The sequence below is a fragment of the Escherichia sp. WS3063 genome, assembly GCF_046486595.1.
Taxonomy (GTDB): domain Bacteria; phylum Pseudomonadota; class Gammaproteobacteria; order Enterobacterales; family Enterobacteriaceae; genus Escherichia; species Escherichia coli.
On sequence record NZ_JBJQKY010000002.1, the window covers coordinates 128558 to 155031 of the forward strand.

The 26474-nt window shown below is 50.4% G+C and carries 27 protein-coding genes; 13 read left to right on the plus strand and 14 right to left on the minus strand.

Annotated features, from left to right (window positions below):
• Positions 1–217: 217 nt before the first annotated feature.
• On the minus strand, positions 218–1174 hold the full coding sequence (locus tag ACJHYW_RS02575; RefSeq protein ID WP_000181180.1) for an Rpn family recombination-promoting nuclease/putative transposase: 957 nt from the start codon (positions 1172–1174) through the stop codon (positions 218–220).
• A gap of 466 nt (positions 1175–1640) precedes the next feature.
• Between ACJHYW_RS02575 and mdtM the strand changes: the two genes are divergently transcribed.
• The 7 genes from mdtM (at position 1641) to ACJHYW_RS02610 (ending at position 8663) form a co-directional block, all read left to right on the plus strand.
• Positions 1641–2873, plus strand: coding sequence for a multidrug efflux MFS transporter MdtM (mdtM, locus tag ACJHYW_RS02580; RefSeq protein ID WP_001137008.1), 1233 nt, complete (start codon positions 1641–1643; stop codon positions 2871–2873).
• A 40-nt stretch (positions 2874–2913) separates the two neighbouring features.
• A complete protein-coding gene (locus ACJHYW_RS02585; protein WP_001037376.1) occupies positions 2914–4194 on the plus strand; it encodes a DUF445 domain-containing protein in 1281 nt (426 codons plus the stop codon).
• 115 nt (positions 4195–4309) lie between these two features.
• Positions 4310–5461 carry a double-cubane-cluster-containing anaerobic reductase gene (locus ACJHYW_RS02590; protein ID WP_001361364.1) on the plus strand — a complete coding sequence of 384 codons (1152 nt, stop codon included), beginning with the start codon at positions 4310–4312 and terminating at the stop codon, positions 5459–5461.
• Between the two features lie 9 nt (positions 5462–5470).
• Entirely contained in the window at positions 5471–6238 is a 768-nt protein-coding gene (gene yjiL, locus ACJHYW_RS02595) for a putative 2-hydroxyacyl-CoA dehydratase activator YjiL (protein ID WP_061092955.1), read from the plus strand.
• Positions 6235–6492: a DUF3343 domain-containing protein gene (locus tag ACJHYW_RS02600; RefSeq protein ID WP_000657676.1), complete on the plus strand. Its 258-nt coding sequence runs from the start codon at positions 6235–6237 to the stop codon at positions 6490–6492. The genes yjiL and ACJHYW_RS02600 overlap by 4 nt, the downstream gene beginning before the upstream one ends.
• Positions 6493–6556: 64 nt before the next feature.
• Entirely contained in the window at positions 6557–7417 is an 861-nt protein-coding gene (locus ACJHYW_RS02605; RefSeq protein WP_001298932.1) for an SdiA-regulated domain-containing protein, read from the plus strand.
• 67 nt (positions 7418–7484) lie between these two features.
• The gene (locus ACJHYW_RS02610; RefSeq protein WP_001141203.1) at positions 7485–8663 is read left to right on the plus strand and encodes an MFS transporter; all 1179 of its coding nucleotides are present in this window, start codon (positions 7485–7487) and stop codon (positions 8661–8663) included.
• Between the two features lie 12 nt (positions 8664–8675).
• Here the strand turns inward: ACJHYW_RS02610 and kptA are convergent, their stop codons facing one another.
• Positions 8676–9230, minus strand: coding sequence for an RNA 2'-phosphotransferase (kptA, locus tag ACJHYW_RS02615; protein WP_001151864.1), 555 nt, complete (start codon positions 9228–9230; stop codon positions 8676–8678).
• 249 nt (positions 9231–9479) lie between these two features.
• Between kptA and ACJHYW_RS02620 the strand changes: the two genes are divergently transcribed.
• From ACJHYW_RS02620 to hypT, 4 genes are all read left to right on the plus strand, one after another.
• A complete protein-coding gene (locus ACJHYW_RS02620) occupies positions 9480–10163 on the plus strand; it encodes a nucleoside recognition domain-containing protein (RefSeq protein ID WP_001295597.1) in 684 nt (227 codons plus the stop codon).
• Positions 10160–10621 carry a YjiG family protein gene (locus tag ACJHYW_RS02625; RefSeq protein WP_000211971.1) on the plus strand — a complete coding sequence of 154 codons (462 nt, stop codon included), beginning with the start codon at positions 10160–10162 and terminating at the stop codon, positions 10619–10621. The genes ACJHYW_RS02620 and ACJHYW_RS02625 overlap by 4 nt, the downstream gene beginning before the upstream one ends.
• 12 nt (positions 10622–10633) lie before the next feature.
• On the plus strand, positions 10634–11806 hold the full coding sequence (gene iadA, locus ACJHYW_RS02630) for a beta-aspartyl-peptidase (protein ID WP_000568416.1): 1173 nt from the start codon (positions 10634–10636) through the stop codon (positions 11804–11806).
• A 64-nt stretch (positions 11807–11870) separates the two neighbouring features.
• Positions 11871–12782, plus strand: coding sequence for a hypochlorite stress DNA-binding transcriptional regulator HypT (gene hypT, locus ACJHYW_RS02635; protein WP_000348506.1), 912 nt, complete (start codon positions 11871–11873; stop codon positions 12780–12782).
• On the opposite strand, the gene iraD is transcribed toward hypT, so the two are convergent.
• The 3 genes from iraD to ACJHYW_RS02650 form a co-directional block, all read right to left on the minus strand.
• Positions 12775–13167, minus strand: a complete 393-nt coding sequence (iraD, locus tag ACJHYW_RS02640) for an anti-adapter protein IraD (protein ID WP_000986217.1) — start codon at positions 13165–13167, stop codon at positions 12775–12777. The genes hypT and iraD overlap by 8 nt on opposite strands.
• Positions 13164–13247: an iraD leader peptide IdlP gene (gene idlP, locus ACJHYW_RS02645; RefSeq protein WP_120795393.1), complete on the minus strand. Its 84-nt coding sequence runs from the start codon at positions 13245–13247 to the stop codon at positions 13164–13166. The genes iraD and idlP overlap by 4 nt, the downstream gene beginning before the upstream one ends.
• Positions 13248–13362: 115 nt before the next feature.
• The gene (locus ACJHYW_RS02650; protein ID WP_269217157.1) at positions 13363–13506 is read right to left on the minus strand and encodes a hypothetical protein; all 144 of its coding nucleotides are present in this window, start codon (positions 13504–13506) and stop codon (positions 13363–13365) included.
• 333 nt (positions 13507–13839) lie between these two features.
• Here ACJHYW_RS02650 and ACJHYW_RS02655 point away from each other — a divergent pair, with 333 nt between their 5' ends.
• On the plus strand, positions 13840–14670 hold the full coding sequence (locus ACJHYW_RS02655; RefSeq protein ID WP_000062582.1) for a DUF2686 family protein: 831 nt from the start codon (positions 13840–13842) through the stop codon (positions 14668–14670).
• A 140-nt stretch (positions 14671–14810) separates the two neighbouring features.
• Here the strand turns inward: ACJHYW_RS02655 and uxuR are convergent, their stop codons facing one another.
• From uxuR to uxuA, 3 genes are all read right to left on the minus strand, one after another.
• Positions 14811–15584 carry a Uxu operon transcriptional regulator gene (uxuR, locus tag ACJHYW_RS02660; protein ID WP_000833679.1) on the minus strand — a complete coding sequence of 258 codons (774 nt, stop codon included), beginning with the start codon at positions 15582–15584 and terminating at the stop codon, positions 14811–14813.
• A gap of 214 nt (positions 15585–15798) precedes the next feature.
• On the minus strand, positions 15799–17259 hold the full coding sequence (locus ACJHYW_RS02665) for a fructuronate reductase (RefSeq protein ID WP_000208194.1): 1461 nt from the start codon (positions 17257–17259) through the stop codon (positions 15799–15801).
• A gap of 80 nt (positions 17260–17339) precedes the next feature.
• Positions 17340–18524 (minus strand): mannonate dehydratase, encoded by a 1185-nt coding sequence (uxuA, locus tag ACJHYW_RS02670; RefSeq protein WP_000438582.1) that lies wholly within the window; start codon positions 18522–18524, stop codon positions 17340–17342.
• Positions 18525–18863: 339 nt separating this feature from the next.
• On the opposite strand from uxuA, the gene gntP reads away from it, so the two are divergent.
• Entirely contained in the window at positions 18864–20207 is a 1344-nt protein-coding gene (gntP, locus tag ACJHYW_RS02675) for a gluconate permease GntP (protein ID WP_000558251.1), read from the plus strand.
• A gap of 242 nt (positions 20208–20449) precedes the next feature.
• Here the strand turns inward: gntP and fimH are convergent, their stop codons facing one another.
• From fimH to ACJHYW_RS02705, 6 genes are all read right to left on the minus strand, one after another.
• A complete protein-coding gene (gene fimH, locus ACJHYW_RS02680) occupies positions 20450–21352 on the minus strand; it encodes a type 1 fimbria D-mannose specific adhesin FimH (protein ID WP_000832227.1) in 903 nt (300 codons plus the stop codon).
• A 19-nt stretch (positions 21353–21371) separates the two neighbouring features.
• Complete coding sequence (locus ACJHYW_RS02685) at positions 21372–21815, minus strand: fimbrial protein (protein WP_077897989.1); 444 nt, start codon at positions 21813–21815, stop codon at positions 21372–21374.
• A gap of 72 nt (positions 21816–21887) precedes the next feature.
• Positions 21888–22418, minus strand: coding sequence for a type 1 fimbria minor subunit FimF (gene fimF, locus ACJHYW_RS02690; RefSeq protein ID WP_001361365.1), 531 nt, complete (start codon positions 22416–22418; stop codon positions 21888–21890).
• Positions 22419–22427: 9 nt separating this feature from the next.
• Positions 22428–25064, minus strand: a complete 2637-nt coding sequence (gene fimD, locus ACJHYW_RS02695; protein ID WP_000120987.1) for a fimbrial usher FimD — start codon at positions 25062–25064, stop codon at positions 22428–22430.
• Positions 25065–25129: 65 nt separating this feature from the next.
• Positions 25130–25855 (minus strand): type 1 fimbria chaperone FimC, encoded by a 726-nt coding sequence (gene fimC / locus ACJHYW_RS02700; RefSeq protein ID WP_000066556.1) that lies wholly within the window; start codon positions 25853–25855, stop codon positions 25130–25132.
• A gap of 36 nt (positions 25856–25891) precedes the next feature.
• Positions 25892–26431, minus strand: coding sequence for a fimbrial protein (locus ACJHYW_RS02705; RefSeq protein ID WP_000824095.1), 540 nt, complete (start codon positions 26429–26431; stop codon positions 25892–25894).
• Positions 26432–26474 lie beyond the last annotated feature (43 nt).

Here is a 26474-nt window from a genome sequence, read left to right on the forward strand (position 1 = left end):
ATTTCCTCTCACGAATAGCGTGTGACTCGTTTTATCTTTGCAGGGTCATCTCCACGTTCCAGTATGGCTTAGGCAAATTGCGCTTCGTTCATGCCGGATGCCATGTGAACGCCTTACCAGGTCTACAAAATTTTTAAAGTTCAATATATTGAATGGGTTATGTAGACCTGATAAGCGTAGCACATCAGGCAGCTTTGCGTTTGTCATCGGCCTCTGATTAGTACTCGATCCATGGATCGCGCTTGCTTTCAGGCAAGGGCTGATCTAATGCCTGCATTTGCTCTGCCGAAAGTCCGGTATATCGTTGTATCCATTCAGGATCCGCCCCATTCTGCAACAACAATCGGAGGAGGCTCTTTTCCCCTTCTTCTTTCCCTTCTTTCCTCCCCCTCTCCCTTCCCAACAGCCATCCATCATTATGAATTCGCTCTGCAATCGTCATTATTCGCTCCCTGTGTTGTGGCATTCGACGGATAAGTTCGCTGATAAACTCATTAAAACGCGCTTCATCGCCAGTCAGTAAAATGTAATTTAACAGCGCGGTTATCTGGCTGTCATTAGCGCACCCTGTAACCAGTAATACTGCCAGTTGATCAATAAGCCCCATTAGATCGCGCTGGCGAATATGCTTTTGGATCAACTCCAGCAGGGCGACTCTGCGATGCTGCACAATCTCGTCGTCTGGCACGACAGTGACATCCACCAGCGGGAACGCTGCGGTATAAAGCTTCCGTGCGGTAGCCGGGTCGGCAAATTCATCCAGCCAGCACAAAGACCAGGGGTAAGGACTACGGCTACCGTGATAAAACAGCATCGGGATGACCAGCGGTAGCGGCCGGCGTTTATCATGCTCGATATGGCGCTGCATCACCGCCATGGAATATCGCATCAGGCGAAAGGCCATATGGATATCCTCGCGGCTCTGATGTTCAATCACCACATAAATATAGCCATCTCCTTCGCGGGTCTTTACCGACCACAGAATATCGGAATGTAGCGCCCGCAATTTTTCATCGACAAAGCTGGCGTATTCCAGTTTTAAGCTGTCGAGATCGCACAGTTCACGTAAATCTTTGGGTAAGTGGATCTCCATAAAATCCCGCGCGGTGTCAGGGTGGGTGAGAAAAGATTTAAATAATGCGTCATGCGGCGTGCTGGTCGTGAAGTTTGTCATGGCGATCCGTCACCTGTAGATAAGATGGCCCGACTGTAGCGACTAACAAAACCATTCTCACCCGGCAATTTCTCGTTCCCCGAGGTGCTTTCCAGGCTATTTTTGTTCCTCTGCAAACGATACATTTTTCCGGAAACAGGCTCGCATTTTACATTTCCTGTACCCGGCAGATATTCCCCTTTCCACCGCACTCTTTTGATTAACCGCAAATTTTAATTACACTTAAGGTGTATATTTTCTATGCAACCCATCAATTCAAGAGGTGTAATGTGCTGATGACTATTTGTAATCGTTATACATTCTGACCTGGAGTCAGAAGGTATTTCTCTGTCTGTATGTTCACAGGCAGTGTGGTTGATTACATGAAATTCAGTACATTTGCCCGTCTCGCCTGCCTTTCGTCATTACCGACGGTATTGAATTTCGTTTTCCCCATTGGGATTCTCCGGACAAGGAGTTGTTTGTTATGCCACGTTTTTTTGCCCGCCATGCCGCCACGCTGTTTTTCCCGATGGCGTTGATTTTGTATGACTTTGCTGCGTATCTGTCGACGGACCTGATCCAGCCAGGGATCATTAATGTGGTCCGTGATTTTAATGCCGATGTCAGTCTGGCCCCTGCTGCCGTCAGTCTCTATCTCGCTGGAGGCATGGCATTGCAGTGGCTGCTGGGGCCGCTTTCCGACAGGATTGGCCGCAGGCCGGTGCTGATTACCGGGGCGTTAATTTTTACCCTTGCCTGCGCCGCGACAATGTTCACCACGTCAATGACACAATTTCTTATCGCGCGTGCAATTCAGGGCACCAGTATCTGTTTTATTGCCACCGTTGGTTATGTCACGGTGCAGGAGGCGTTCGGACAGACAAAAGGGATCAAGTTGATGGCGATTATCACCTCCATCGTACTGATTGCGCCGATTATTGGCCCGCTTTCCGGCGCAGCTCTGATGCACTTTGTGCACTGGAAAGTCCTTTTTGCCATCATTGCGGTTATGGGTTTTATCTCATTTGTCGGCTTGCTGCTGGCGATGCCAGAGACGGTGAAGCGCGGCGCGGTTCCGTTTAGCGCCAAAAGCGTCTTACGCGATTTTCGCAATGTCTTTTGCAACCGGCTGTTCCTCTTTGGCGCGGCAACCATCGCCCTCAGCTATATCCCAATGATGAGCTGGGTGGCTGTCTCGCCGGTGATCCTGATCGATGCGGGCGGCTTAACAACTTCGCAGTTCGCCTGGACGCAGGTTCCGGTATTCGGCGCGGTGATTGTCGCGAATGCCATCGTGGCGCGTTTCGTTAAAGATCCGACCGAACCGCGGTTTATCTGGCGTGCCGTACCCCTTCAACTGGTCGGCCTCGCGCTGTTGATTATCGGCAATCTGCTGTCGCCACACGTCTGGCTGTGGTCGGTGCTCGGCACCAGTCTGTATGCTTTCGGGATTGGTTTGATCTTCCCGACCTTATTCCGCTTTACGCTGTTTTCCAATAACTTACCGAAAGGGACCGTCTCCGCATCGCTGAATATGGTGATCCTGATGGTGATGTCTGTCTCGGTCGAAATCGGCCGCTGGCTGTGGTTTAACGGCGGTCGCTTGCCGTTTCATCTGTTAGCCGTTGTGGCAGGCGTTATCGTCGTTTTCACCCTGGCCGGATTGCTTAATCGCGTGCGCCAACATCAGGCTGCCGAGCTGGCGGAGGAGCGGTGATTTTTGCGCGATCCTGCCGTCAGGCTCTATTCTTAACGTTATGAATAAACTCATCGAACTCAGACGCGCCAAAATGTTGGCGCTCTCTTTACTGCTTATCGCCGCTGCTACCTTTGTCGTTACGCTGTTTTTGCCGCCCAATTTTTGGGTGAGCGGCGTGAAGGCGATTGCTGAAGCGGCGATGGTCGGCGCGCTGGCTGACTGGTTTGCGGTGGTGGCGCTATTTCGCCGCGTGCCGATTCCGATCATTTCTCGTCATACGGCGATTATCCCGCGTAATAAAGACCGGATTGGCGAAAATCTCGGTCAGTTCGTGCAGGAAAAATTTCTCGATACCCAATCGCTGGTGGCATTGATTCGACGTCACGAACCGGCGTTGTTGATTGGCAACTGGTTTAGTCAGCCAGAAAACGCCCGCCGCGTTGGTCAGCATCTGTTGCAGATCATGAGTGGTTTTCTTGAACTGACCGATGATGCGCGTATTCAGCGCCTGCTTAAGCGCGCGGTCCACCGGGCGATTGATAAGGTTGATCTTTCTGGCACCAGTGCGTTGATGCTGGAGAGTATGACCAAAAACGATCGTCATCAGGTGCTGCTCGATACGCTGATCGCACAGTTGATCGCCCTTCTCCAGCGCGATAAATCGCGCAAGTTTATCGCCCAGCAGATTGTTCGCTGGCTGGAGAGTGAGCATCCACTGAAAGCCAAAATTCTCCCCACTGAATGGCTGGGCGAACATAGCGCGGAGTTAGTTTCTGACGCGGTGAATTCTTTGCTTGATGATATTAGTCGCGATCGTGCGCATCAGATCCGCCATGCATTTGATCGCGCCACTTTTGCCCTGATCGACAAGTTGAAAAACGATCCTGAAATGGCAGCGCGAGCCGATGCCGTAAAAAGCTATCTGAAAGAAGATGAAGCTTTTAACCGCTATCTCAGTGAATTGTGGGGGGATTTGCGGGAATGGCTGAAAGCGGATATCAACAGTGAAGATTCTCGTGTGAAAGAACGCATCGCACGAGCGGGTCAATGGTTTGGCGAAACGTTAATTGCCGATGATGCCTTGCGGGCGTCGTTAAATGGTCACCTGGAACAAGCCGCGCACCGCGTCGCGCCTGAGTTTTCCGCATTCCTGACGCGCCACATCAGCGATACGGTAAAAAGCTGGGATGCCAGGGATATGTCGCGGCAAATCGAGTTAAATATCGGCAAAGATCTGCAGTTTATTCGTGTTAACGGTACGCTGGTTGGCGGATGTATTGGGCTGATTTTATATTTGCTGTCGCAGCTCCCGGCCTTGTTCCCCCTCGGCAATTTTTAGAAATCCATGAAAAACTAAGTGGCTAACCGCGAGAGAGATCAAATAAACCATACTAAAAGAATGGTAATAATGTGGCCTCTTTTCATTATCTCCCGTGGTACGGGGAAGGAAAATCATGTCACTTGTCACCGATCTACCCGCTATTTTCGATCAGTTCTCTGAAGCTCGCCAGAAAGGCTTTCTCACCGTCATGGATCTCAAGGAGCGCGGCATTCCGCTGGTTGGCACTTACTGCACCTTTATGCCGCAAGAGATCCCGATGGCAGCCGGTGCGGTTGTGGTTTCGCTCTGTTCCACCTCTGATGAAACCATTGAAGAAGCGGAGAAAGATCTGCCGCGCAACCTCTGCCCGCTGATTAAAAGCAGCTACGGCTTTGGCAAAACCGATAAATGCCCCTACTTCTACTTTTCGGATCTGGTGGTCGGTGAAACCACCTGCGACGGCAAAAAGAAAATGTATGAATACATGGCGGAGTTTAAGCCCGTGCATGTGATGCAATTGCCCAACAGCGTTAAGGACGATGCCTCGCGTGCATTATGGAAAGCTGAGATGCTGCGCTTACAAAAAGCGGTAGAGGAACGTTTTGGACACGAGATTAGCGAAGATGCTCTGCGCGATGCCATTGTGCTGAAAAACCGCGAACGTCGCGCACTGGCTAATTTTTATCATCTTGGGCAGTTAAATCCTCCGGCGCTTAGCGGCAGCGACATTCTGAAAGTGGTCTACGGCGCAACCTTCCGGTTCGATAAAGAGGCGTTGGTTGACGAACTGGATGCAATGACCGCCCGCGTTCGTCAGCAGTGGGAAGAAGGCCAGCGACTGGACCCGCGTCCACGCATTTTAATCACCGGCTGCCCAATTGGCGGCGCAGCAGAGAAAGTGGTGCGCGCGATTGAAGAGAATGGCGGCTGGGTTGTCGGTTATGAAAACTGCACTGGGGCGAAAGCGACCGAGCAATGCGTGGCGGAAACGGGCGATGTCTACGACGCGCTGGCGGATAAATATCTGGCGATTGGCTGCTCCTGTGTTTCGCCGAACGATCAGCGCCTGCAAATGCTCAGCCAGATGGTTGAAGAATATCAGGTCGATGGCGTAGTTGATGTGATTTTGCAGGCGTGCCATACCTACGCGGTGGAATCGCTGGCGATTAAACGTCATGTGCGTCAGCAGCACAACATTCCTTATATCGCTATTGAAACAGACTACTCCACCTCAGATGTCGGGCAGCTCAGCACCCGTGTCGCGGCCTTTATTGAGATGCTGTAAGGAGTGGCAGTGGCATATTCGATTGGCATTGATTCCGGCTCAACCGCCACCAAAGGGATCTTACTGGCAGACGGCGTGATTACGCGCCGTTTCCTCGTTCCAACACCCTTTCGCCCGGCAACAGCAATTACTGAAGCCTGGGAAACTCTGCGCGAAGGGTTAGAAACAACGCCGTTTCTGACGCTCACCGGCTACGGGCGGCAACTGGTGGATTTTGCCGATAAACAGGTGACGGAAATCTCCTGTCACGGGCTGGGCGCACGGTTTCTTGCGCCAGCAACGCGCGCAGTAATCGACATCGGTGGTCAGGACAGCAAAGTGATTCAGCTTGATGATGACGGTAACCTGTGCGATTTCCTGATGAATGACAAATGCGCGGCGGGCACCGGGCGTTTCCTGGAGGTGATCTCGCGCACGCTTGGCACCAGCGTCGAGCAACTCGACAGCATTACTGAAAATGTCAGACCGCACGCCATCACGAGTATGTGCACAGTGTTTGCCGAATCAGAAGTGATCAGCCTGCGCTCAGCGGGCGTCGCGCCAGAAGCGATTCTCGCCGGAGTGATTAACGCGATGGCGCGGAGGAGTGCCAATTTCATTGCTCGTCTCTCCTGTGAAGCGCCGATTCTGTTTACTGGTGGCGTTAGTCATTGCCAGACGTTTGCCCGGATGCTGGAATCTCACCTGGGAATGCCGGTAAATACCCCCCCTGATGCGCAATTTGCTGGCGCAATTGGCGCGGCGGTAATTGGTCAACGAGTGAGGACACGCCGATGAAAGAGTTTTTATTTTTATTTCACTCCACAGTCGGCGTCATACAAACCCGCAAAGCGTTGCAGGCAGCGGGCATGACTTTTCGCGTCAGCGATATTCCCCGTGATTTACGCGGCGGCTGCGGGTTATGCATTTGGCTGACCTGTCCCCCCGGCGAGGAAATACAATGGGTGATCCCTGGGCTGACTGAGTCAATTTATTGTCAGCAGGATGGTGTCTGGCGCTGCATTGCACATTACCGGGTTTCTCCGCGTTAAGGATTCATTAAGGTCGCTACGTATACTTCTCGATATCTTATTGATTTGCCTTAAAGGGATTACCGTGACAAAAAGTATTTCGTTAAGTAAACGCATCTCCGTTATTGTGATTCTTTTTGCCATTGTGGCAGTGTGTACTTTCTTCGTGCAATCTTGCGCCCGTAAAAGCAATCATGCAGCATCATTTCAGAATTACCACGCCACCATTGACGGCAAAGAAATTGCAGGCATAACGAATAATATCTCTTCGCTGACCTGGTCGGCACAAAGCAATACTCTTTTTAGCACTATCAACAAACCTGCCGCCATTGTTGAAATGACCACCAATGGTGATTTTATCCGCACAATTCCTCTGGATTTTGTTAAGGATCTCGAGACGATCGAATACATTGGCGATAATCAGTTTGTCATTAGCGATGAGCGCGATTACGCCATTTATGTGATTTCACTGACCCCAAACTCGGAAGTAAAAATCCTCAAAAAAATAAAAATCCCGCTGCAAGACTCCCCAACCAATTGCGGTTTTGAAGGGTTGGCTTATTCTCGCCAGGATCACACTTTCTGGTTTTTTAAAGAGAAAAATCCGATTGAGGTCTACAAAGTTAATGGGCTGTTAAGTAGCAATGAATTACACATCAGCAAAGACGAGGCACTACAACGGCAATTTACTTTAGATGATGTGTCCGGCGCAGAATTTAACCAGCAAAAAAATACGCTTCTGGTGCTGTCTCATGAATCTCGCGCACTCCAGGAAGTAACCCTGGTTGGCGAGGTTATCGGTGAAATATCACTAACCAAAGGTAGTCGAGGTTTGTCGCATAACATCAAACAGGCCGAAGGGATTGCGATGGATGCCTCTGGTAATATTTATATCGTTAGCGAACCAAATCGTTTTTATCGCTTTACCCCTAAATCATCGCATTAACAGGCTGGCATATTTCACCTTTTTGTTATTAACTTGTTAACAACAAAAATGACATACAAGGTTAAACATGCCTTCGTCCTCGCATCCCGTAGAACGCTTTTCTTTCAGCACCGCGCTTTTCGGGATGCTGGTTCTGACCCTAGGTATGGGATTAGGTCGCTTCCTTTATACGCCTATGTTGCCCGTCATGATGGCGGAAGGGGCGTTTTCATTTAGCCAGCTCTCGTGGATTGCCAGCGGCAACTATGCGGGGTATCTGGCTGGCAGTCTGCTATTTTCGTTTGGCGCATTTCACCAGCCGTCGCGCCTACGCCCATTTCTGTTGGTTTCTGCCCTGGCGAGCGGGTTGTTGATCCTCGCAATGGCATGGTTGCCGCCATTTATTCTGGTGTTATTGATTCGCTTCCTGGCGGGTGTCGCCAGCGCCGGTATGCTGATTTTTGGTTCGACGCTGATTATGCAGCACACGCGCCATCCTTTTGTGCTGGCAGCTTTGTTTTCTGGCGTTGGCATTGGCATTGCACTGGGCAACGAATATGTTCTGGCAGGCCTGCATTTTGCCTTATCCTCGCAAACGTTATGGCAAGGCGCCGGGGCGCTTTCTGGCATGATGCTGATTGCACTTACGCTTTTAATGCCCTCGAAAAAACACGCCATCGCACCAATGCCATTGGCAAAAACGGAGCAACAGATAATGAGCTGGTGGTTACTGGCTATTCTGTACGGCCTGGCGGGATTTGGTTATATCATCGTCGCGACTTACCTGCCGCTCATGGCGAAAGATGCAGGCTCACCATTGTTAACCGCCCATCTCTGGACGTTAGTCGGCTTATCAATTGTGCCAGGCTGCTTTAGCTGGCTATGGGCAGCAAAACGTTGGGGGGCTTTGCCTTGCCTGACGGCGAATTTGCTGGTGCAGGCTATCAGTGTGCTGCTTACTCTCGCCAGCGACTCTCCTCTCTTGCTTATCATTAGTAGTATCGGTTTTGGCGGTACCTTTATGGGCACGACATCTCTGGTGATGACTATCGCCCGCCAACTGAGCGTTCCGGGAAATCTCAATCTTTTAGGCTTTGTGACGCTCATTTACGGCATTGGACAAATCCTCGGCCCGGCGCTGACCAGTATGCTCGGCAATGGAACATCGGCGCTTGCCGGCGCCACTCTCTGCGGCGCGGCGGCGTTGTTTATTGCTGCGCTTATCAGCACAGTACAATTATTTAAGCTGCAAGTGGTCACTTCATGAGGAGTGTTTCCCTTACCACTCAAGAAATTCGACCGCAACCGTTGATGTCAGCCAGACTCCGTTTTCCGCTTGCCAGAAAGGGATGCCTCGTTTCGCCATTTCCTGTGCTTTGACGGTTAAGATAACCGGCGATCCGTGTCTTGCTCCCACTTTGCGTGCCGTTGCTTCATCAGCAGAGAGATGCACGTAATGACGCTCCCCTGCAATCAGCCCCTGTTTTTTTATCTCGTCAAGGAAACGGCTTGCCGTACCGTGGTAAAGAAACTGTGGCGGTGTTTTTTCGGCAAAGGAAATAGCGACCTGCGAAGTCGAATGCCCCTGAACCGCGCGGATGCACCTACCATCACTGGAATAACTAAAACGCTTTTTATCACTGGTGGCGACCACGGTATCCAGCAATGTACGGGTTAATCGCTTGCCCGCTTTTTGGGCACAAAGTATGAGCTTATCGATATCCGCCCATCCTTCACGGTCAAGTACGATACCAATCGCCTCCGGTTTGTGTCGGAGGACAAAACTTAAAAACTTGCTCGTATCCGCCAGCTCTTTTTCGTTGTACTTTGCCATCTCGTTTTCGTCCCTGGATTTTCTGTTTTTATTTACTGATGTCATTGTCACTGGGTTTATGAATTTTCTGCAACTCAATCCTGCGCAGAGCCTTTTCCACACAGCGTAATTTTTCCGCTATGCAAAAAACGCATAGCCAGAAACATACTTGCATTTTCCCCATACCCACATGGCTGATAAGGTTTTTCCGCTCCAGGAATTTTCCTGGCTCAAGCAACACACAAACACAAAAAAACAATGGGGATTGTTATGACACAACAAGGGGATGCTGTAGCCGGGGAGCTGGCGACAGAAAAAGTGGGCATTAAAGGGTATCTGGCTTTTTTTCTCACCATAATCTTTTTTTCCGGTGTTTTTTCCGGAACAGACAGCTGGTGGCGCGTTTTTGATTTTTCCGTTCTGAACGGATCGTTTGGGCAACTGCCTGGTGCGAACGGAGCCACCACCTCATTTCGCGGGGCGGGTGGCGCGGGGGCTAAAGATGGCTTTCTCTTTGCGCTGGAGCTGGCACCGTCAGTCATTCTCTCTCTGGGGATTATTTCAATTACCGATGGTCTTGGTGGATTACGCGCCGCGCAGCAGTTAATGACACCTGTGCTAAAACCGTTGTTGGGCATTCCAGGGATCTGCTCGCTGGCGCTGATCGCTAACCTGCAAAACACGGATGCCGCCGCCGGTATGACCAAAGAGCTGGCGCAGGAAGGTGAAATTACCGAACGCGATAAAGTGATTTTCGCCGCATATCAAACCAGCGGTAGCGCCATCATCACCAACTACTTCTCTTCCGGCGTCGCGGTGTTTGCCTTTCTGGGCACGTCCGTAATCGTACCTTTAGCCGTCATCCTGGTGTTTAAATTTGTCGGAGCCAACATTTTGCGCGTCTGGCTTAACTTCGAAGAACGTCGCAACCCAACGCAAGGAGCGCAAGCATGACAACTCAGGTCCGCAAAAACGTCATGGATATGTTTATCGATGGCGCGCGCCGTGGCTTTACTATCGCCACCACCAACCTGCTGCCAAACGTGGTGATGGCGTTTGTCATCATTCAGGCGCTGAAAATTACCGGCCTGCTCGACTGGGTGGGGCATATCTGTGAACCGGTAATGGCGCTGTGGGGATTACCCGGTGAAGCGGCAACCGTCCTTTTAGCCGCATTAATGAGTATGGGCGGCGCAGTCGGTGTTGCCGCCAGTCTGGCGACCGCTGGCGCATTAACCGGCCACGATGTCACCGTTTTACTGCCCGCGATGTATTTAATGGGCAACCCGGTGCAAAATGTCGGTCGCTGCCTGGGGACAGCCGAAGTGAATGCCAAATATTACCCGCATATCATTACGGTCTGCGTGATTAACGCATTGCTGTCGATCTGGGTTATGCAGCTTATTGTTTAACAAGGAGTTACCATGATTGATTATACCGCAGCCGGTTTTACCCTGCTGCAGGGAGCGCATTTGTATGCGCCGGAAGATCGGGGAATTTGCGATGTCCTCGTCGCTAACGGCAAAATTATCGCCGTTGCCAGTAATATCCCTTCTGACATTGTACCGGACTGCACGGTTGTCGATCTCAGCGGGCAAATCCTCTGCCCAGGTTTTATTGATCAACACGTCCATTTGATTGGCGGTGGCGGCGAAGCAGGTCCCACGACGCGCACGCCGGAAGTGGCGCTAAGTCGCCTGACGGAAGCGGGCGTCACGTCAGTGGTTGGTCTGCTGGGCACCGACTCTATCTCTCGCCACCCGGAATCCCTGCTCGCCAAGACCCGTGCGCTCAATGAAGAAGGCATCAGCGCCTGGATGCTGACCGGCGCTTATCATGTCCCTTCCCGCACTATTACGGGTTCCGTGGAAAAAGACGTGGCGATTATCGATCGCGTGATTGGTGTGAAATGCGCCATCTCTGATCACCGTTCTGCCGCACCGGACGTTTATCACCTGGCTAATATGGCGGCGGAATCCCGCGTTGGCGGTTTGCTCGGCGGCAAACCTGGCGTCACCGTGTTCCACATGGGCGACAGTAAAAAGGCGTTACAGCCTGTCTATGACCTGCTGGAAAACTGCGATGTGCCGATCAGCAAGCTGCTGCCGACCCACGTTAACCGCAACGTTCCGTTGTTTGAGCAGGCGCTGGAGTTCGCGCGCAAAGGCGGCACCATCGACATCACCAGCAGCATTGACGAACCGGTCGCCCCTGCCGAAGGTATTGCCCGCGCCGTTCAGGCGGGTATTCCGCTGGCACGCGTCACCCTCAGCTCCGACGGCAACGGTAGCCAGCCGTTCTTCGATGACGAAGGGAATTTAACCCATATCGGTGTTGCCGGTTTTGAAACGTTGCTGGAAACCGTGCAGGTGCTGGTCAAAGACTATGATTTCAGTATCAGCGATGCCCTGCGCCCGCTCACCAGTAGCGTAGCCGGTTTCCTTAACCTGAGCGGGAAAGGCGAAATTCTGCCAGGCAATGACGCAGACTTACTGGTCATGACGCCAGAATTGCGCATTGAGCAGGTATACGCTCGCGGCAAACTGATGGTCAAAGACGGCAAAGCCTGCGTGAAAGGAACGTTTGAAACGGCTTAAACGGTTGTCAGCCGCCCGAATGGACGTAGAATGCCCGCAAGGGCGGCTGACAGAGTAAAACGTAATGGATGGCTGTGGTGCGGTTTTGCATAATATTGAAACAAAATGGCTTTATGATTTTCTGACCCTGGAAAAATGCCGCAACTTTTCCCAGGCGGCAGTCAGTCGCAACGTCTCGCAACCGGCATTCAGCCGCCGCATCCGTGCACTGGAACAGGCGATTGGCGTTGAATTGTTTAACCGCCAGGTGACGCCGCTGCAACTCTCGGAACAAGGGAAAATCTTTCATTCGCAGATCCGCCATCTGTTGCAACAGTTAGAAAGCAATCTGGCAGAGCTGCGTGGCGGCAGCGATTACGCGCAACGTAAAATCAAGATAGCCGCTGCACACTCTCTTTCCCTCGGTCTGTTACCGTCCATTATCAGCCAGATGCCGCCGCTCTTTACCTGGGCGATTGAAGCCATTGATGTCGATGAAGCGGTCGATAAACTGCGTGAAGGGCAAAGTGACTGTATTTTTTCCTTTCACGACGAAGATTTGCTGGAAGCACCATTTGACCACATTCGCTTATTTGAATCTCAATTGTTCCCCGTCTGCGCCAGTGACGAACACGGAGAAGCACTTTTTAACCTCGCGCAGCCACACTTTCCGTTACTGAATTACAGCCGCAACTCCTACATGGGGCGATTGATTAATCGCACCCTGACGCGCCACAGTGAGTTAAGTTTCAGCACCTTTTTTGTCTCTTCGATGAGCGAGCTTTTAAAGCAGGTTGCCCTCGACGGCTGTGGAATTGCCTGGTTGCCGGAGTATGCCATCCAACAAGAAATTCGCAGCGGGAAGCTCGTTGTGCTTAATCGGGACGAACTAGTGATCCCGATTCAGGCTTACGCATACAGGATGAACACCCGTATGAATCCCGTTGCCGAACGCTTCTGGCGTGAACTGCGCGAGCTGGAGATTGTGCTTAGCTGACATTCTCCAGCGTCGCACTACGCCAACCGCCATTATCCCAGACCAGATCAAACGTTAGCGGTTCATCGTCGTGGTACAGCATTATCTCAAGGCAGATCGCCAGCGTGTGGCAGTACGCTTCTTTCAAATTGACCTGCAACGCCGCAATCCGTGGCTCATGAAATAACAGTGCAGAACGCAGCTGACGGCAATACCAGCCCTGAAGATGTTTGTCGCTCTGGTTATGCAGTTGCCACTCGGGCATGCCTGAAACAAGTAATGACGGTAATGCCGAATGAGGAGAATTAAAAAGTGTGAGGAGATCGCTGCATACCGATTTACGCAGCGATGACGTTTTATTGCCTGAAATTTCAGGTAAAACAGCCTGAAGTGATTGGCGCATCATTTTGCGCACTCCTGACGTTTAGCAACATATGCGGCTTGCCCTGAACACCGGGCACCACTGTATTGATGCTCATTTTCCATAGCCATTCCCTTTTGTTCATTACATCCATGTCAGTCTGAGACAGGCCTGAATCCTGTCAGCAAAGTATAAAACCTTACTTGCCTATGAATATCTACTGACTTTTCAGGAAAAAAGTCATGATTTGATAAAAATCATCAAACTCAAAAAAAAACTGCTAGTATATTCTGAATATTCCGAATAGTTATGTAGATGAAAATACTTGTCACCGCCGCTACTTAATTCCGGTGGGAAATTATTTATTTCCGCATAATCAGCCATGTATTATTTGAAACAATTAGTTTGTAAATAATATAAATTGATAACATATCAAATACATCAAAAATACCATTCACAGGCATTATTAATATAGACATCAATATAGCAACATCAAATTCCAATTAGTAATAAGATATGCTTTTTAATTGCATGAAAATAATTTCAAATGAGCGTTTTTTGATACTTTAGAGTGTTTCCTACCCTTTAATATCACCGTGTAGAGTTGATATCACTACAACAGAAACATGCATGTCATTTGTTTACTTCTCTTTTTACTACAGAAAAATTTATCTATTTTTCTAAACATCAGTGAAATACTCCTAAAAGGTAACTATTATGTCTATGCCATTAAGCAATGCCCTTCAGAGCCAAATTATTACAGATAATCACTTCCTTCATCATCCAAAAGTCGACAGTGAGTTAACACGTCGATATGAATATGCACGCCTGGATACGGAAAATATCTATCTTCTGCCTCTTGCTCGTGGCAATAACCATAATTACGATGGAAAAAGCGTTGTCGAAATTAGAAAACTTGATATTAGTAAAGAGCCCTGGCCATTTAATTATGTGACAGAAACATGCAGAGAATCCGATGGTATTACAACAACAGGACGTATGCTCTATCGAAACTTGAAAATCACCACAGTTTTAGACGAAATATATGGTGGTATATGTAAAAAGGCGCATGCTGCCACAGAGTTAGCAGAAGGATTAAGGCTAAATTTATTTATGAAGAGCCCTTCCTATCCTGTTGAGGACTATACAGTTCATGAAATAACATTAGGCCCTGGTTGCAATGTTCCAGGTTACGCCGGAACCACGATAGGATATATTTCAACCCTTCCAGCTTCTCAGGCAAAAAGATGGACCAATGAGCAGCCAAGGATTGATATCTATATTGATCAGATAATGACGGTAACAGGGGTAGCAAATTCTTCCGGATTCGCCCTTGCCGCATTACTTAATGCTAATATTGAGTTGGGTAATGACCCAATAATTGGTATAGAAGCCTATCCCGGTACCGCGGAGATCCATGCAAAAATGGGATATAAAGTTATCCCGGGTGATGAAAATGCACCACTCAAACGTATGACTCTGCAACCGTCATCTCTTCCAGAACTGTTTGAATTAAAAAATGGTGAATGGAATTATATTGGTAAATAACTACCAGGAACAATGAGTACTAATATTCAGGTTATACAGATATTTAAACAATACCCTGCAATTTACAAAGTAATACTCATTGCGACTTCTTAATTTAAGAAAGCGCAAGAAACGTTTACCCTTGCGCTTATCATAATAAGTCAGGCGTCGACTTTATCCAGCGGCCATGAATCAAACAGATAGCCATCAAAATAAATATCGTCAACGTTCGAGAATTCCAGCAGACGTTGCTTAACGTTTTCCAGATGCTGCCACATTGCCAGCTTCGCCGCTCGGGCATCTTTTTTGATTAACGCGGCGAGGATCTGTTTGTGATCGCCCAACCACTCTTTGCGATACAGGCTGTCATCCAGATGGCTGTGCAACTGGATCCACATTGGATTGTTTTCCCGCCACTGCCAGGACTGACGGAACAGCTCCACCAGCATGCTGTTATGCGTTGCTTCGGCAATAGCGAGATGGAACTGCATGTCACCGCTTTCGCTGCTGCCCGGCGCACTGGAAGCCAGTTCACGCTCTTCCAGTTGCAATGCCTGACGCATTTTGACGATATCTTCGCGGGTAGCCTGCAAAGCGGCAAACTCGGCGATGTTGCTCTCCAATAACTGCCGCGCCTGTAACAGCTCAAAAGGACCGGCATCGTTGCAGACGTTGGCATCCGGACTGTCTGTGTTCTGGCTGCCTGAGTTATCAAGAACATAGATACCGGCACCCCGGCGTACTTCCACCAGCCCTTTGATCTCCAGCATGATCAGCGCTTCACGTACCACCGTCCGCGTGACATCAAGCATTTCTGCAATTTCACGCTCCGGCGGCAGCCGTTCGCCAGGATTGTACGGCGTCTTTATGATCAGATCGCGGATCATCGCCCCGACTTCCTGGTAAGGTCTTTGCGCAGAGGTGGCAGATTTCATGGTGTTGTGTCCGTTAGGTGCGGTTAATCAAATTTTTGCCGGATGCGGCGTGAACGCCTTATCCGGCCTACAACGGGCAATTTTACGGCCCCCGTTAATCTCAAACTATACCATTAGCACTGGAAGTTGGCACGTACAGGTGGGCAAAAAAACGAAAACTGGTCAACCAAATATCAGTTTGATTGACCAGTAAGTCTGTAGGGTAATCAGTTAGTTACAGCGCAGCCACACACTCGCGCGCACCGCGTTCGCACAGCTGCTGATATGCCGCCGTCACTGCGCCAACAAAGTCGGCATTCTGCGGCAGATCATCGGCAAAAATACCGCTCAGGCCCAGCAGCGCTTTCACGCGGTCTGCGCCCTGATACTGCGCGTTGATCTTCTGGAACTCCGCCAGCATCGGGTCGACCACGTCAATGGCATTACCCTGCTCATCCACGCCCTGGGTGTAACGCATCCAGCCAGCCACGCCCAGCGCCAGGTGACGCCAGCTGCCGCCGTTTTGCAGGTGCAGACGCACCGGGTCCAGCAGACGCTGCGGTAACTTCTGGCTGCCGTCCATCGCAATCTGCCAGGTACGGTGACGCAGAGACGGGTTGCTGAAACGCTCGATCAGCAGCGTCGCATAGGCGTTCAGGTCTGTACCTTCCGGCATCGACAGCGTTGGCGCTTGTTCCTGCATCATCAGGGCAAAGGCCGCTTTGCGATAATCCGGGTTAGTCATGGTGTCGGCAATGGTTTCATAGCCACCGAGGTAACCGAGGTACGCCAGGAAAGAGTGGCTGCCGTTCAGCATACGCAGCTTCATCATTTCGAACGGTACAACGTCTGCAACGAACTGTGCGCCCACTTTATCCCAGTCCGGACGACCATTAACGAAGTTATCTTCAATCACCCACTGACGGAACGGTTCGCAGGCAATGGCGCACGGGTCGTAAACACCCAGCTGGTCAGCAATTTCCTGTAAGGTTTCTGGCGTCGCCGCCGGAACGATGCGGTCAACCATGGTGCACGGGAAGGTGACGTTCTCTTCAATCCATGCCGCCAGCTGTGGATCACGCGCCTGAGCCAGCCCCAGAACCGCGACCTTCGCCACATGACCGTTTTCACGTACGTTGTCGCAGGACATCACCGTAAACGCTTTCAGCCCTTTTTCACGACGCAGACGCAGGGCTTCTACGATGTAACCAATCGCGGACTTCGGCGCAGTCGGGTTTTCCAGATCGTGCTTAATCAGCGGATTATTGAGATCCAGCTGACCGCTTGCCGCATCGGCGCAATAACCTTTCTCTGTGACCGTCAGGGAGACAATCGCCGTCTGCGGACGCGCCATCGCGTTGAGAATACCTTCACAACCGTCGATTTCCGGGTGCAGGGCTTCTTTCATCGAACCGATAATTTTCAGCTCGGTGCTTTCTGCGCCTTTTTCCGCCACGGTGTACAGCAGTTGCTGTTTTTTCAGGTTTTCGATCAGCACGCGGTCGTTACCTGGCATCAGGTTAACTTCGCAGATACCCCAGTCGCTGTCGGTACTTTCCAGCAGATGATGGGTATACAGCGCCTGGTGCGCGCGGTGAAACGCTCCGCAACCGAGATGCACAATGCGTGATTCCAGACGAGAATGATCCCATGACGGGCGGGCAACCGGCAGATTGCTGTCAACAATAGTAGTCATCGTAAACTCCAGAATCCGTCTTCAGAGAGTGACGGCAAGGAAGAAGGAACCGGCACGGCGCGCAGCCATGCCGGTGGATATTAACGGCTAAAGAAAGCGCGCTGGATCGCCAGTTCGACACCGCGAACTTCGGCCAGGCCTTTCAGACGACCAATTGCGGAGTAACCTGGGTTGGTTTTCTTCTTCAGGTCGTCCAGCATCTGATGACCGTGGTCCGGACGCATCGGGATCAGGTCTTCTTTGCCTTCCGCTTTACGACGGTGTTCTTCTTCAACAATCGCTTTCACCACTTCGTACATATCAACGTCACCGTTCAGGTGCGCCGCTTCGTGGAAGGTTTTCGGGTTATCTTCACGCATGGTGGAACGCAGATGGGTGAAGTAAATACGCGGACCGAACTGCTTGATCATATCAACCAGATCGTTGTCAGCACGCACGCCGTAGGAACCGGTGCACATGGTGAAACCGTTCGCCATGCTGTTTACGGTATCAACCATCCACTGCATATCTTCAATGGTGGAAACAATGCGCGGCAGGCCGAGGATTGGGCGCGGCGGATCGTCCGGGTGAACAGCCATACGGACGCCAACTTCTTCCGCAACTGGAATGATCGCCTTCAGGAAGACCGCAAAGTTTTCGCGCAGTTTGGCTTTGTCGATATCTTTGTACAGCTCCAGGTGCTTACGGAACTGGTCGAGGGTGTACCCTTCTTCCGCGCCCGGCAGACCGGCAATGATGTTACGGGTCAGACGCGCTTTGTCTTCGTCGCTCATAGTGGCGAAGCGTTCAGCTGCCTGAGCAATTTCTTCTTCGGTGTAATCCGCTTCCGCACCTGGGCGTTTCAGGATATGCATTTCGAATGCAGCGAATTCGATCTGGTCGAAGCGCAGAGCTTTGGAGCCGTCTGGCAGCACGTATTCGAGGTCAGTACGGGTCCAGTCGAGCACCGGCATGAAGTTGTAGCACACGGTGCGAATGCCGCACTGCGCCAGGTTGCGCAGGGTCTGCTGATAGTTAGCAATCCACTGCTCATAGTTGCCAGTGTGGGTTTTGATATCTTCGTGAATTGGTACGCTTTCAACGACAGACCACACCAGGCCTGCGTCTTCAACGATCGCCTTGCGTTTGAGGATCTCTTCTACGGACCATACTTCGCCGTTCGGGATATGGTGCAGCGCGGTAACCACGCCAGTTGCGCCCGCCTGACGGACATCAGCTAAAGAAACCGGATCGTTTGGGCCGTACCAGCGCCAGGTCTGTTCCATGATTTTTCCTCTTTCACATAGTGGGTTCCACAGCAAAGAGACGTGGAGCCCCGGAGTTGTTTAGGTATCCGGATGAACAACCAGACCGCAGCCGTGGCGTTGCATCGGATGAGATGGCGTATAAGTTCTACCTTTTGGTAAGACATGTCAACCCGAATTCTAAAATTGGTTAACCACATCACAAGAATTTCACTCTCATGGTTGTTGCTGCAAATTGCATCAAAGGGTAATCGATGGTTATTGATCAGAGGATGTGACATTCATCGCAACAATGGTTGACCAATTTACATAACATGTCGCCCAAAATAACAACGGTTCAACCAGGTAAGGTAAAACGTTATGCATGTGCTTAACATTCTCTGGGTGGTATTCGGCATTGGTCTGATGCTGGTACTGAATTTGAAGTTCAAAATCAATTCAATGGTGGCTTTGTTGGTGGCGGCGCTGTCCGTCGGGATGCTGGCGGGCATGGATTTGATGTCGCTGCTGCACACCATGAAAGCGGGCTTCGGCAACACGCTGGGGGAACTGGCTATCATCGTGGTGTTCGGTGCGGTCATCGGTAAATTGATGGTCGACTCCGGCGCGGCTCACCAGATAGCACATACGCTGCTGGCGCGTCTCGGTCTGCGCTATGTACAGCTGTCGGTGATTATCATCGGCCTGATTTTCGGTCTGGCGATGTTTTATGAAGTGGCCTTTATCATGTTAGCGCCGCTGGTTATTGTTATTGCCGCCGAAGCTAAAATTCCGTTCCTGAAACTGGCGATCCCGGCAGTAGCAGCTGCCACTACCGCACATTCACTGTTCCCACCGCAGCCGGGTCCGGTGGCGCTGGTGAATGCTTATGGCGCGGATATGGGGATGGTTTATATCTATGGCGTACTGGTGACGATCCCAAGTGTAATCTGCGCAGGTCTGATCCTGCCGAAGTTCCTCGGCAATCTTGAGCGCCCAACGCCATCATTCCTGAAAGCAGATCAACCGGTAGATATGAATAATCTGCCCTCTTTCGGCGTTTCGATTCTGGTGCCGCTGATCCCGGCGATCATTATGATCTCCACCACCATCGCCAATATCTGGCTGGTAAAAGATACCCCTGCCTGGGAAGTGGTTAACTTTATCGGTTCCTCGCCGATTGCAATGTTTATTGCGATGGTGGTTGCATTCGTACTCTTTGGCACCGCGCGTGGTCATGACATGCAGTGGGTGATGAACGCTTTTGAAAGCGCGGTGAAGAGTATTGCAATGGTGATTCTGATCATCGGTGCGGGTGGCGTGCTGAAGCAGACCATCATCGACACCGGCATTGGCGACACCATCGGCATGTTGATGTCCCACGGCAATATCTCGCCCTACATCATGGCATGGCTGATCACTGTGCTAATTCGTCTGGCGACGGGTCAGGGTGTCGTTTCGGCGATGACCGCCGCCGGGATTATCAGTGCTGCAATCCTTGATCCAGCAACCGGTCAGCTGGTTGGCGTGAATCCGGCGCTGCTGGTGCTGGCGACGGCTGCGGGTTCCAACACCCTCACCCACATTAATGATGCCTCATTCTGGCTGTTCAAAGGTTACTTTGACCTGTCGGTAAAAGACACGTTGAAAACCTGGGGACTGCTGGAGCTGGTCAACTCCGTGGTTGGGCTGATTATTGTGTTGATTATTAGCATGGTAGCGTAAAAGAACACCGGAGCCTGCCAATGGCAGGCTCTGACTGATGACAAAGTCTAAAAATGTGCCCGGCCAGTCCCCTCGCCCCTCCGGGGAGAGGGTTAGGGTGAGGGGAACAGACCAGCAAAGTGCGCTTTGTTTATGCCAGATGCGACGCTGACGCGTCTTATCTGGCCTACAAAGGGCTAACGTGCAGGTTTTTAGCTTCAGGTAATATTGCGTACCAGCATTAGCAATGTCCTGTGATTTCTTTATTGATAAACAAAAGTCACGCCAATAATCGATTGCACATTCCCTGCAGTCACCTGCCCTCCGGTACGTGCGTAATTTGCCGTTAATCCCAGACTTACCGCCGAAGTCCCTACTGCTCCTAACGATACCGTGTTATTCGCTGGAATAATCGTACCGTTGCGCGTCAACTGTACGCCGACGCCCTGCGCGGGTGAAAACGAGGCGGTATTGGTGAAAATCGAGTTGCCCGCATCTGCGGTTGTGCCGGAGAGGTAATACCCCAGGTTTTGGCTTTTCGCACAATAAACGGTAAGAGGAATCGGCACTGAACCAGGGTAGTCCGGCAGAGTAACGGTGACATCACGAGCAGAAACATCGCAGCCGCCAGTGGGCACCACCACATCATTATTGGCGTAAATATTCCACACAAACTGAAAATCATCGCTGTTATAGTTGTTGGTCTGTCGCAAAATAAGCACGGCAATTAATGAACCAGCTTTAATCGCCACCCCGCCAGCACTGCTCACAGGCGTCAAATAAAGCGCCACCGGCCACGGCTTATCCGTTCTCGAATTATAAACAACGCGCGGCGTTTCACTGGTGGTAGGAAATGGATAGCTACTACCACTATATTTTACGGTCCCGGAAAAATTAGATAACACGCCGCCATAAGCCGAGCCTCGTTGCAGTGTGACATAGTCTGTAATGGTTTCCGGATAATCGTTATGGCAAAAGATTTGCGTCGAAAGATCTACGACCAGGTTTTGCCCCACATTCACGGCAGGCGCAAGGTTTACATAAACATTGGCGCTGCCACCGCCAATAGGGATAGCTGTACCATTGGCGGTTTTACAGGCGAATGACCAGGCATTTACCGACCAGCCCATCAGCAGTACAGCAAACAGGGTAATAACTCGTTTCATTACAATCATCTCTTCGGGTTCAGCTGTAGGTATAGGTGATGCTAATCACTGCCTGAATGGTTCCCTGAGTGGCTCCACCATTTACGGTCAATGCTCTGACCTGTAACGGGAAGTGCGCTGATTGTGAGGAATCATCCACCTGAACTGTTTTGGTTGCGCCAGTATTCAATGTGTTGCCACTGTCATCCTGTAGCTCTAACTGGATGTTTTGCGCGGTCCCCTGATTTTTATAATATCCGGTACTGTCGGCTGCCCCGCTGAAGCTGGCAGTGACCCTCGACGTTCCCACCGGACAATTAGTCAACTCAAGCGCAACATCATGCCAGGCCGATGCCGCCCCGGCAGACATAAGACTGAAAGAATAAAGATCGCCGAGATCAACCGTGGCATTGGTGGTGGAAACCGTGCACGGTTTGGCGACGACCTTACCGTTCACCGTGATGGTGACATCGGCTGCCTGTATCGTCGCACTTGCGAGCGCCAATATTGCCGCCAATAAATACCCACGTTTGCGCCATTTCATGAGCATCTCCAGTTACTGATATTCAAGAGTGAAGGTAGCCGTGGCATTAATATGCCCCGCAGTGACAGGCACCTGTGTCGCCATTAGCCGGGCGTAAAAATTCAACGTATTTGGTTTACCCGGCGTCAGGGTCGTCCACGAAAGCGCGGACGATGGGGCATTAAGGGGTATCTCATTTTGCTGCTCATTCAGAAGCTGTATTCCCAGTCCCGCAGCCGCTGACACCGTATTTTCAAGTGCAAGCAGGTTGGCATTGTGGCTATCTGCAACGCCGGTAAACCCAACCTTTACGGCAGAAACAGCGTTACCACAGGGTGACAGCAAAATACGAAATGGAACGACAGGAGTCGTCGCGCCAATGTTGTTAAATTGCTTCGCCGCGTTTTCCATCAGATCAACAGTAAAATTGGTTGATTCAGCGGCCACACTACAGCCGTTATCTCTGACATAGCCGCGGATAGTAATCGTGCTATCCGCAGCCAAAGCGTGACTTACCGCCAGCCACAAAAAAGCGCACAGAAGATAAAAAGGTTTGTTTCTCATCACGCCCCCTTAACGACATTCAGCTGATAGCTGGGTTAATAACTGCTGCTGACTCTCTGGTGGCAGTTGATAATTGGCGACACAGTGAGCATTTTCCTCTTCTCCCCATTTCACCTGAACTTTTCCCGCTAAAGGCATTCCGCTGAGGTAAACCTGACCATTATCCGCAACAATGCCGCTACTCTGGCTACTCTCTGATGTCACCATCGCCCCAAACGGCAGCGGCTTATTATTGTGGGTCAGCGTCATGAGCAGTTTTATCCCAACGCGCGCTTTAAACTCTGCTCGCACGATCGCCCCACGGGTGGGAACAACGTTAGCGACCGCGTTATCTAAATCGACGTTATCAGCCAGGGTATTGGTATCCAGCGCTACTCTGTTTTCCCGATATTCAGTGGCATAAGGCAGCACGGCATAACCGCGCCAGTCGGTACGCACCCCCGTCTGGTTTTCGACTTTTGCATCTTTTGCGCCAGGCGCTTTAACAAGCACCACCGTATCGTTTAACGGCTGCCCCAGCGTTACGCCATTGGCATGAGCCAGTACCCCACCGCTGACTCCGTAATAGAGCTGCTTAATATCATCGCTATGGCTGTAACCGATGTTGGCATTGCCGTAACCACCGCGATAATTCAGCGTGGCGTAGCCTGTACTTCCGCTATTACCATCGCCTCCCCCGGCATAGCCGGTTTGCACGCTATAGCTGAGGTTGTTGTCTGCCAGCAACGTACCGTATACACCGGCCAGATTGGTCATCCGACCGTTGAGATCGTGTGACATGCTGTAGCTGGCACTGGCATGTCGCCACTGAGATTTACTGTCAGAACGCAGCCAGTGGCTGAAAGGAATATTGACGTTAAGCGCTAACATCTGATCCCGTCCTTTTTGCCAGGCGTTTTTCGTCAGGCTATAGCTGAGCGTCCAGTTAATATCTTCGAACGCAGTATTTAATCCAGCCTGGAATTGCTCATCGACATTACTCGTTCCCCAATAAGTTTGATGGCTACCACTCAAATACAGTGTTGATGTGCGCCCGAGTTGCTGAGTAACGGTGAGTTGTAATTTCCCGCGTTTGTTATAAGCGAGATTGTAATAGTCGGTGAATTTCGGCTTAACCTGAATAACTCCGTCCTGTGTTTCGATGTTGTAGCCATTCATTCGACTGTATGTTGTATCAGCGAAATTAAAATATCCGCTGGTCGAATAACGGTAACCCACTAACTGAATATTCGTGCCTGACTCATTGAGCGATTTGTTATAGAGAAAACGCACCGATTGTCCATCATGCTGACTGTCATCGGGAAGTGTGGAATTAGCCTGCGTCATATCCACAGACAGAGCGCCCAGTGCCCCCATGTTTTTCCCGATACCGAAATTAAACGCACGATAACGATCCGCCAGTTGCGTTCCACCATATATTGTCCAGCCAGCCGGAAGGCCGTGGAGTAATGTACTCTGGAAAAAGCGGGGTTTTTCCTGTTGCGCATTTCCACTACGGTATTCTCCTGCCGTAATGGAATAACGAGTATGCCCTTCACGTTGCAAAAGCGGGACTGACGAATAGGGTACGGTAAAAATCTGCGTGCTGCCGTCAGCCTCTTTGATCGTTACCTGCAAGTCACCACTATTACCTGCGGCATAGATATCGTTGATGGTAAAAGGCCCCGGTGGCACCGTACTATTATAAATGTCATACCCATTTTGTTTAATAGTGACCTGTGCAGTACCACGAGCAATACCGTGGATCACCGGGGCAAATCCTCTTTGGCTATCGGGTAACATATTGTCATCTGAGGCCAATTGTGCGCCGCGAAAGTTAATACCATCGAAAATATCGCCCTGAGTATAACCATCACCCAGCGTCAGCCGGGAACGTAACGGTATTATGTCTCGCTCAAGCCAGGTATTGATATGCTGCCATTTATTTTTGCTACCTGATGAACTGTCGCTACTGTTATAACTCCAGGTGGTATTGTCGCGTAAACGCCACGCACCAATATTTAACCCACTCTGTAGGTTTAAATATGCATAATGGCTGTTACCCCCAATTCGATTCTGTACACTATTTCCGCTGAAATTATAATTGAGCAATCCGGCATTAATACCGGGATCCCATAACTCAGGAGGAATATAACCACGCGCGCGATTACTCATAAATGCCTGAGGGATCGTCAGGTTGAGTCGCTGCTGACCCACATCCAGTTGCGCAGTAGCGTCATGTATCATTGAGGTTAATGGCACGCAGGCATCATCCGCCAGCAGATTCATACCGGAGACAGAAGCCGTATTCAGCCCCATACTGGCAAGTTGCGCGCGTGTCAGGCAGGGAACAATCCCTTGTTCGCTGTCGCCCGTATTAAATGTGACATCACGCGTTGCCATATAACCATTATTCAAATAGATATCGACACGATACGTCCCTGGCGGTAATTCTTGCCCATTTTCAAAACGCGATAAATCAGCCACAGCCTGGGGATCATCCGCTAAAAAACGCGGGTTAAAATAGAGTTCGGCAGATGACAAAGGTGCCTGTGCGGTAAAAGCACAGGCAACAAAGAGCCGGACAAAAAAACCAGCCAAACGATGCTTACGAATATGCAAGCACTGTGTGTTTCGCTGGTAAAGTCTTAAATTCAGATATGACATTATTCCTCCGGTTTAAATCACCCGGCAGTCAATTCTTTTTATTCAGGCGAAAAAATCCCCCTGCGTTATTCCATTACGCCCGTCATTTTGGGGGTAAGTGCGCCATAATCATTTATTGTTCGGTAAGTAATATTGCTTCCTGCATCAGAAGGCAATTTAACCGTGCTTTCGCCCATTGGAGGCACCAATGCATTTTCAAGAACCCGAGTTCCGGCATTCAACTCTGTTACCGTCAGGTAATAGGGTGTCGGGTTAATCAGCATCAGAGAATTCGCGCTACGACGAAATCTTAATTTTTCTGCGGCCTGATCGGGTGGCAACGCTAATTTAGCCGGACGATAGTACAGTTTAATGCGGCTGATAATTGCGAGCTGTAGCGTATTCTCAGTCAATTTTGATTTATCCATTGACGGAATCGCTTTAACATTCATCCAGAATAAACTTTCCCGATCCTGTGGCAATTGGTTATTTGTTGCATCAAGAATACGCAAGGTATTCTCTTTTTTTCCCTTCATCGCAAACAGAGGTGGCGTCACGATAAAACGGCCATCCTTTACACCATCGGCATTTTCTACCCATGATTGAATTAAATAGGTGCTATTTTCATCATTATTTGTCACGGCAAGTTGCACTTGTTTTTGCCCTGCCGGATAAATTACGCGAGTCGCACCTAAGGCCACTCCCGCTTCAGCGCGTCCGGCAACCATCATTGCCATGAACATCAGGATACCTGCCAGCAAGCAGAATGTTATTTCCTGCGATTTCCTTACATTGACGTTTTTATTACTCACTGTCCTGTTCCTGTTATCACATTATCTGCTGAACAATTACTGATAGGTTAAAGAGAACCAGGCCTGGGCATTGGCGATGCCGCCAGTAACCCGACGCCCGGTAGCACGATATTTGGCGATGAAATGTAGCGAAGTAGAGCCTGAGTAAAGCCGTTTCCAGTTTGCTGGAGGACGGTTAATCGGTACGAGGTTTCCTTCATCATCAAACAACGCTACGCCAATATTGGTGGCTATCCCTGGCCCCTCTCCCACGGAAAGCACATCCGGATTTTTACCATCCGCGACACCGTGAAACGCCACACCCACACGTTCACTCACCACCGTGCTACATTCCCGTAAATGAATAACAAAAGGCACCGGTGCGCTATCTTCCCCTACCGCATGAAACCGGTTACTGCTGATTTGCCCCATATTGACCGTCATTTGTTTATCACCGGCTTCAATCCGGCAAGCTTCCGCAATAATGACGCCCTGAAATTGCATATTTCCGCCGGGCAGCGTGGTATTCCATTTATTTCCGGCCAGAGCAAACATTGGCAGCAACGACGCTAACAGAAATAATCTCTTCCTTTTCATCGTTATTTTTATCGCACAAGGGTGGGCATCCCTGCCCGTAATG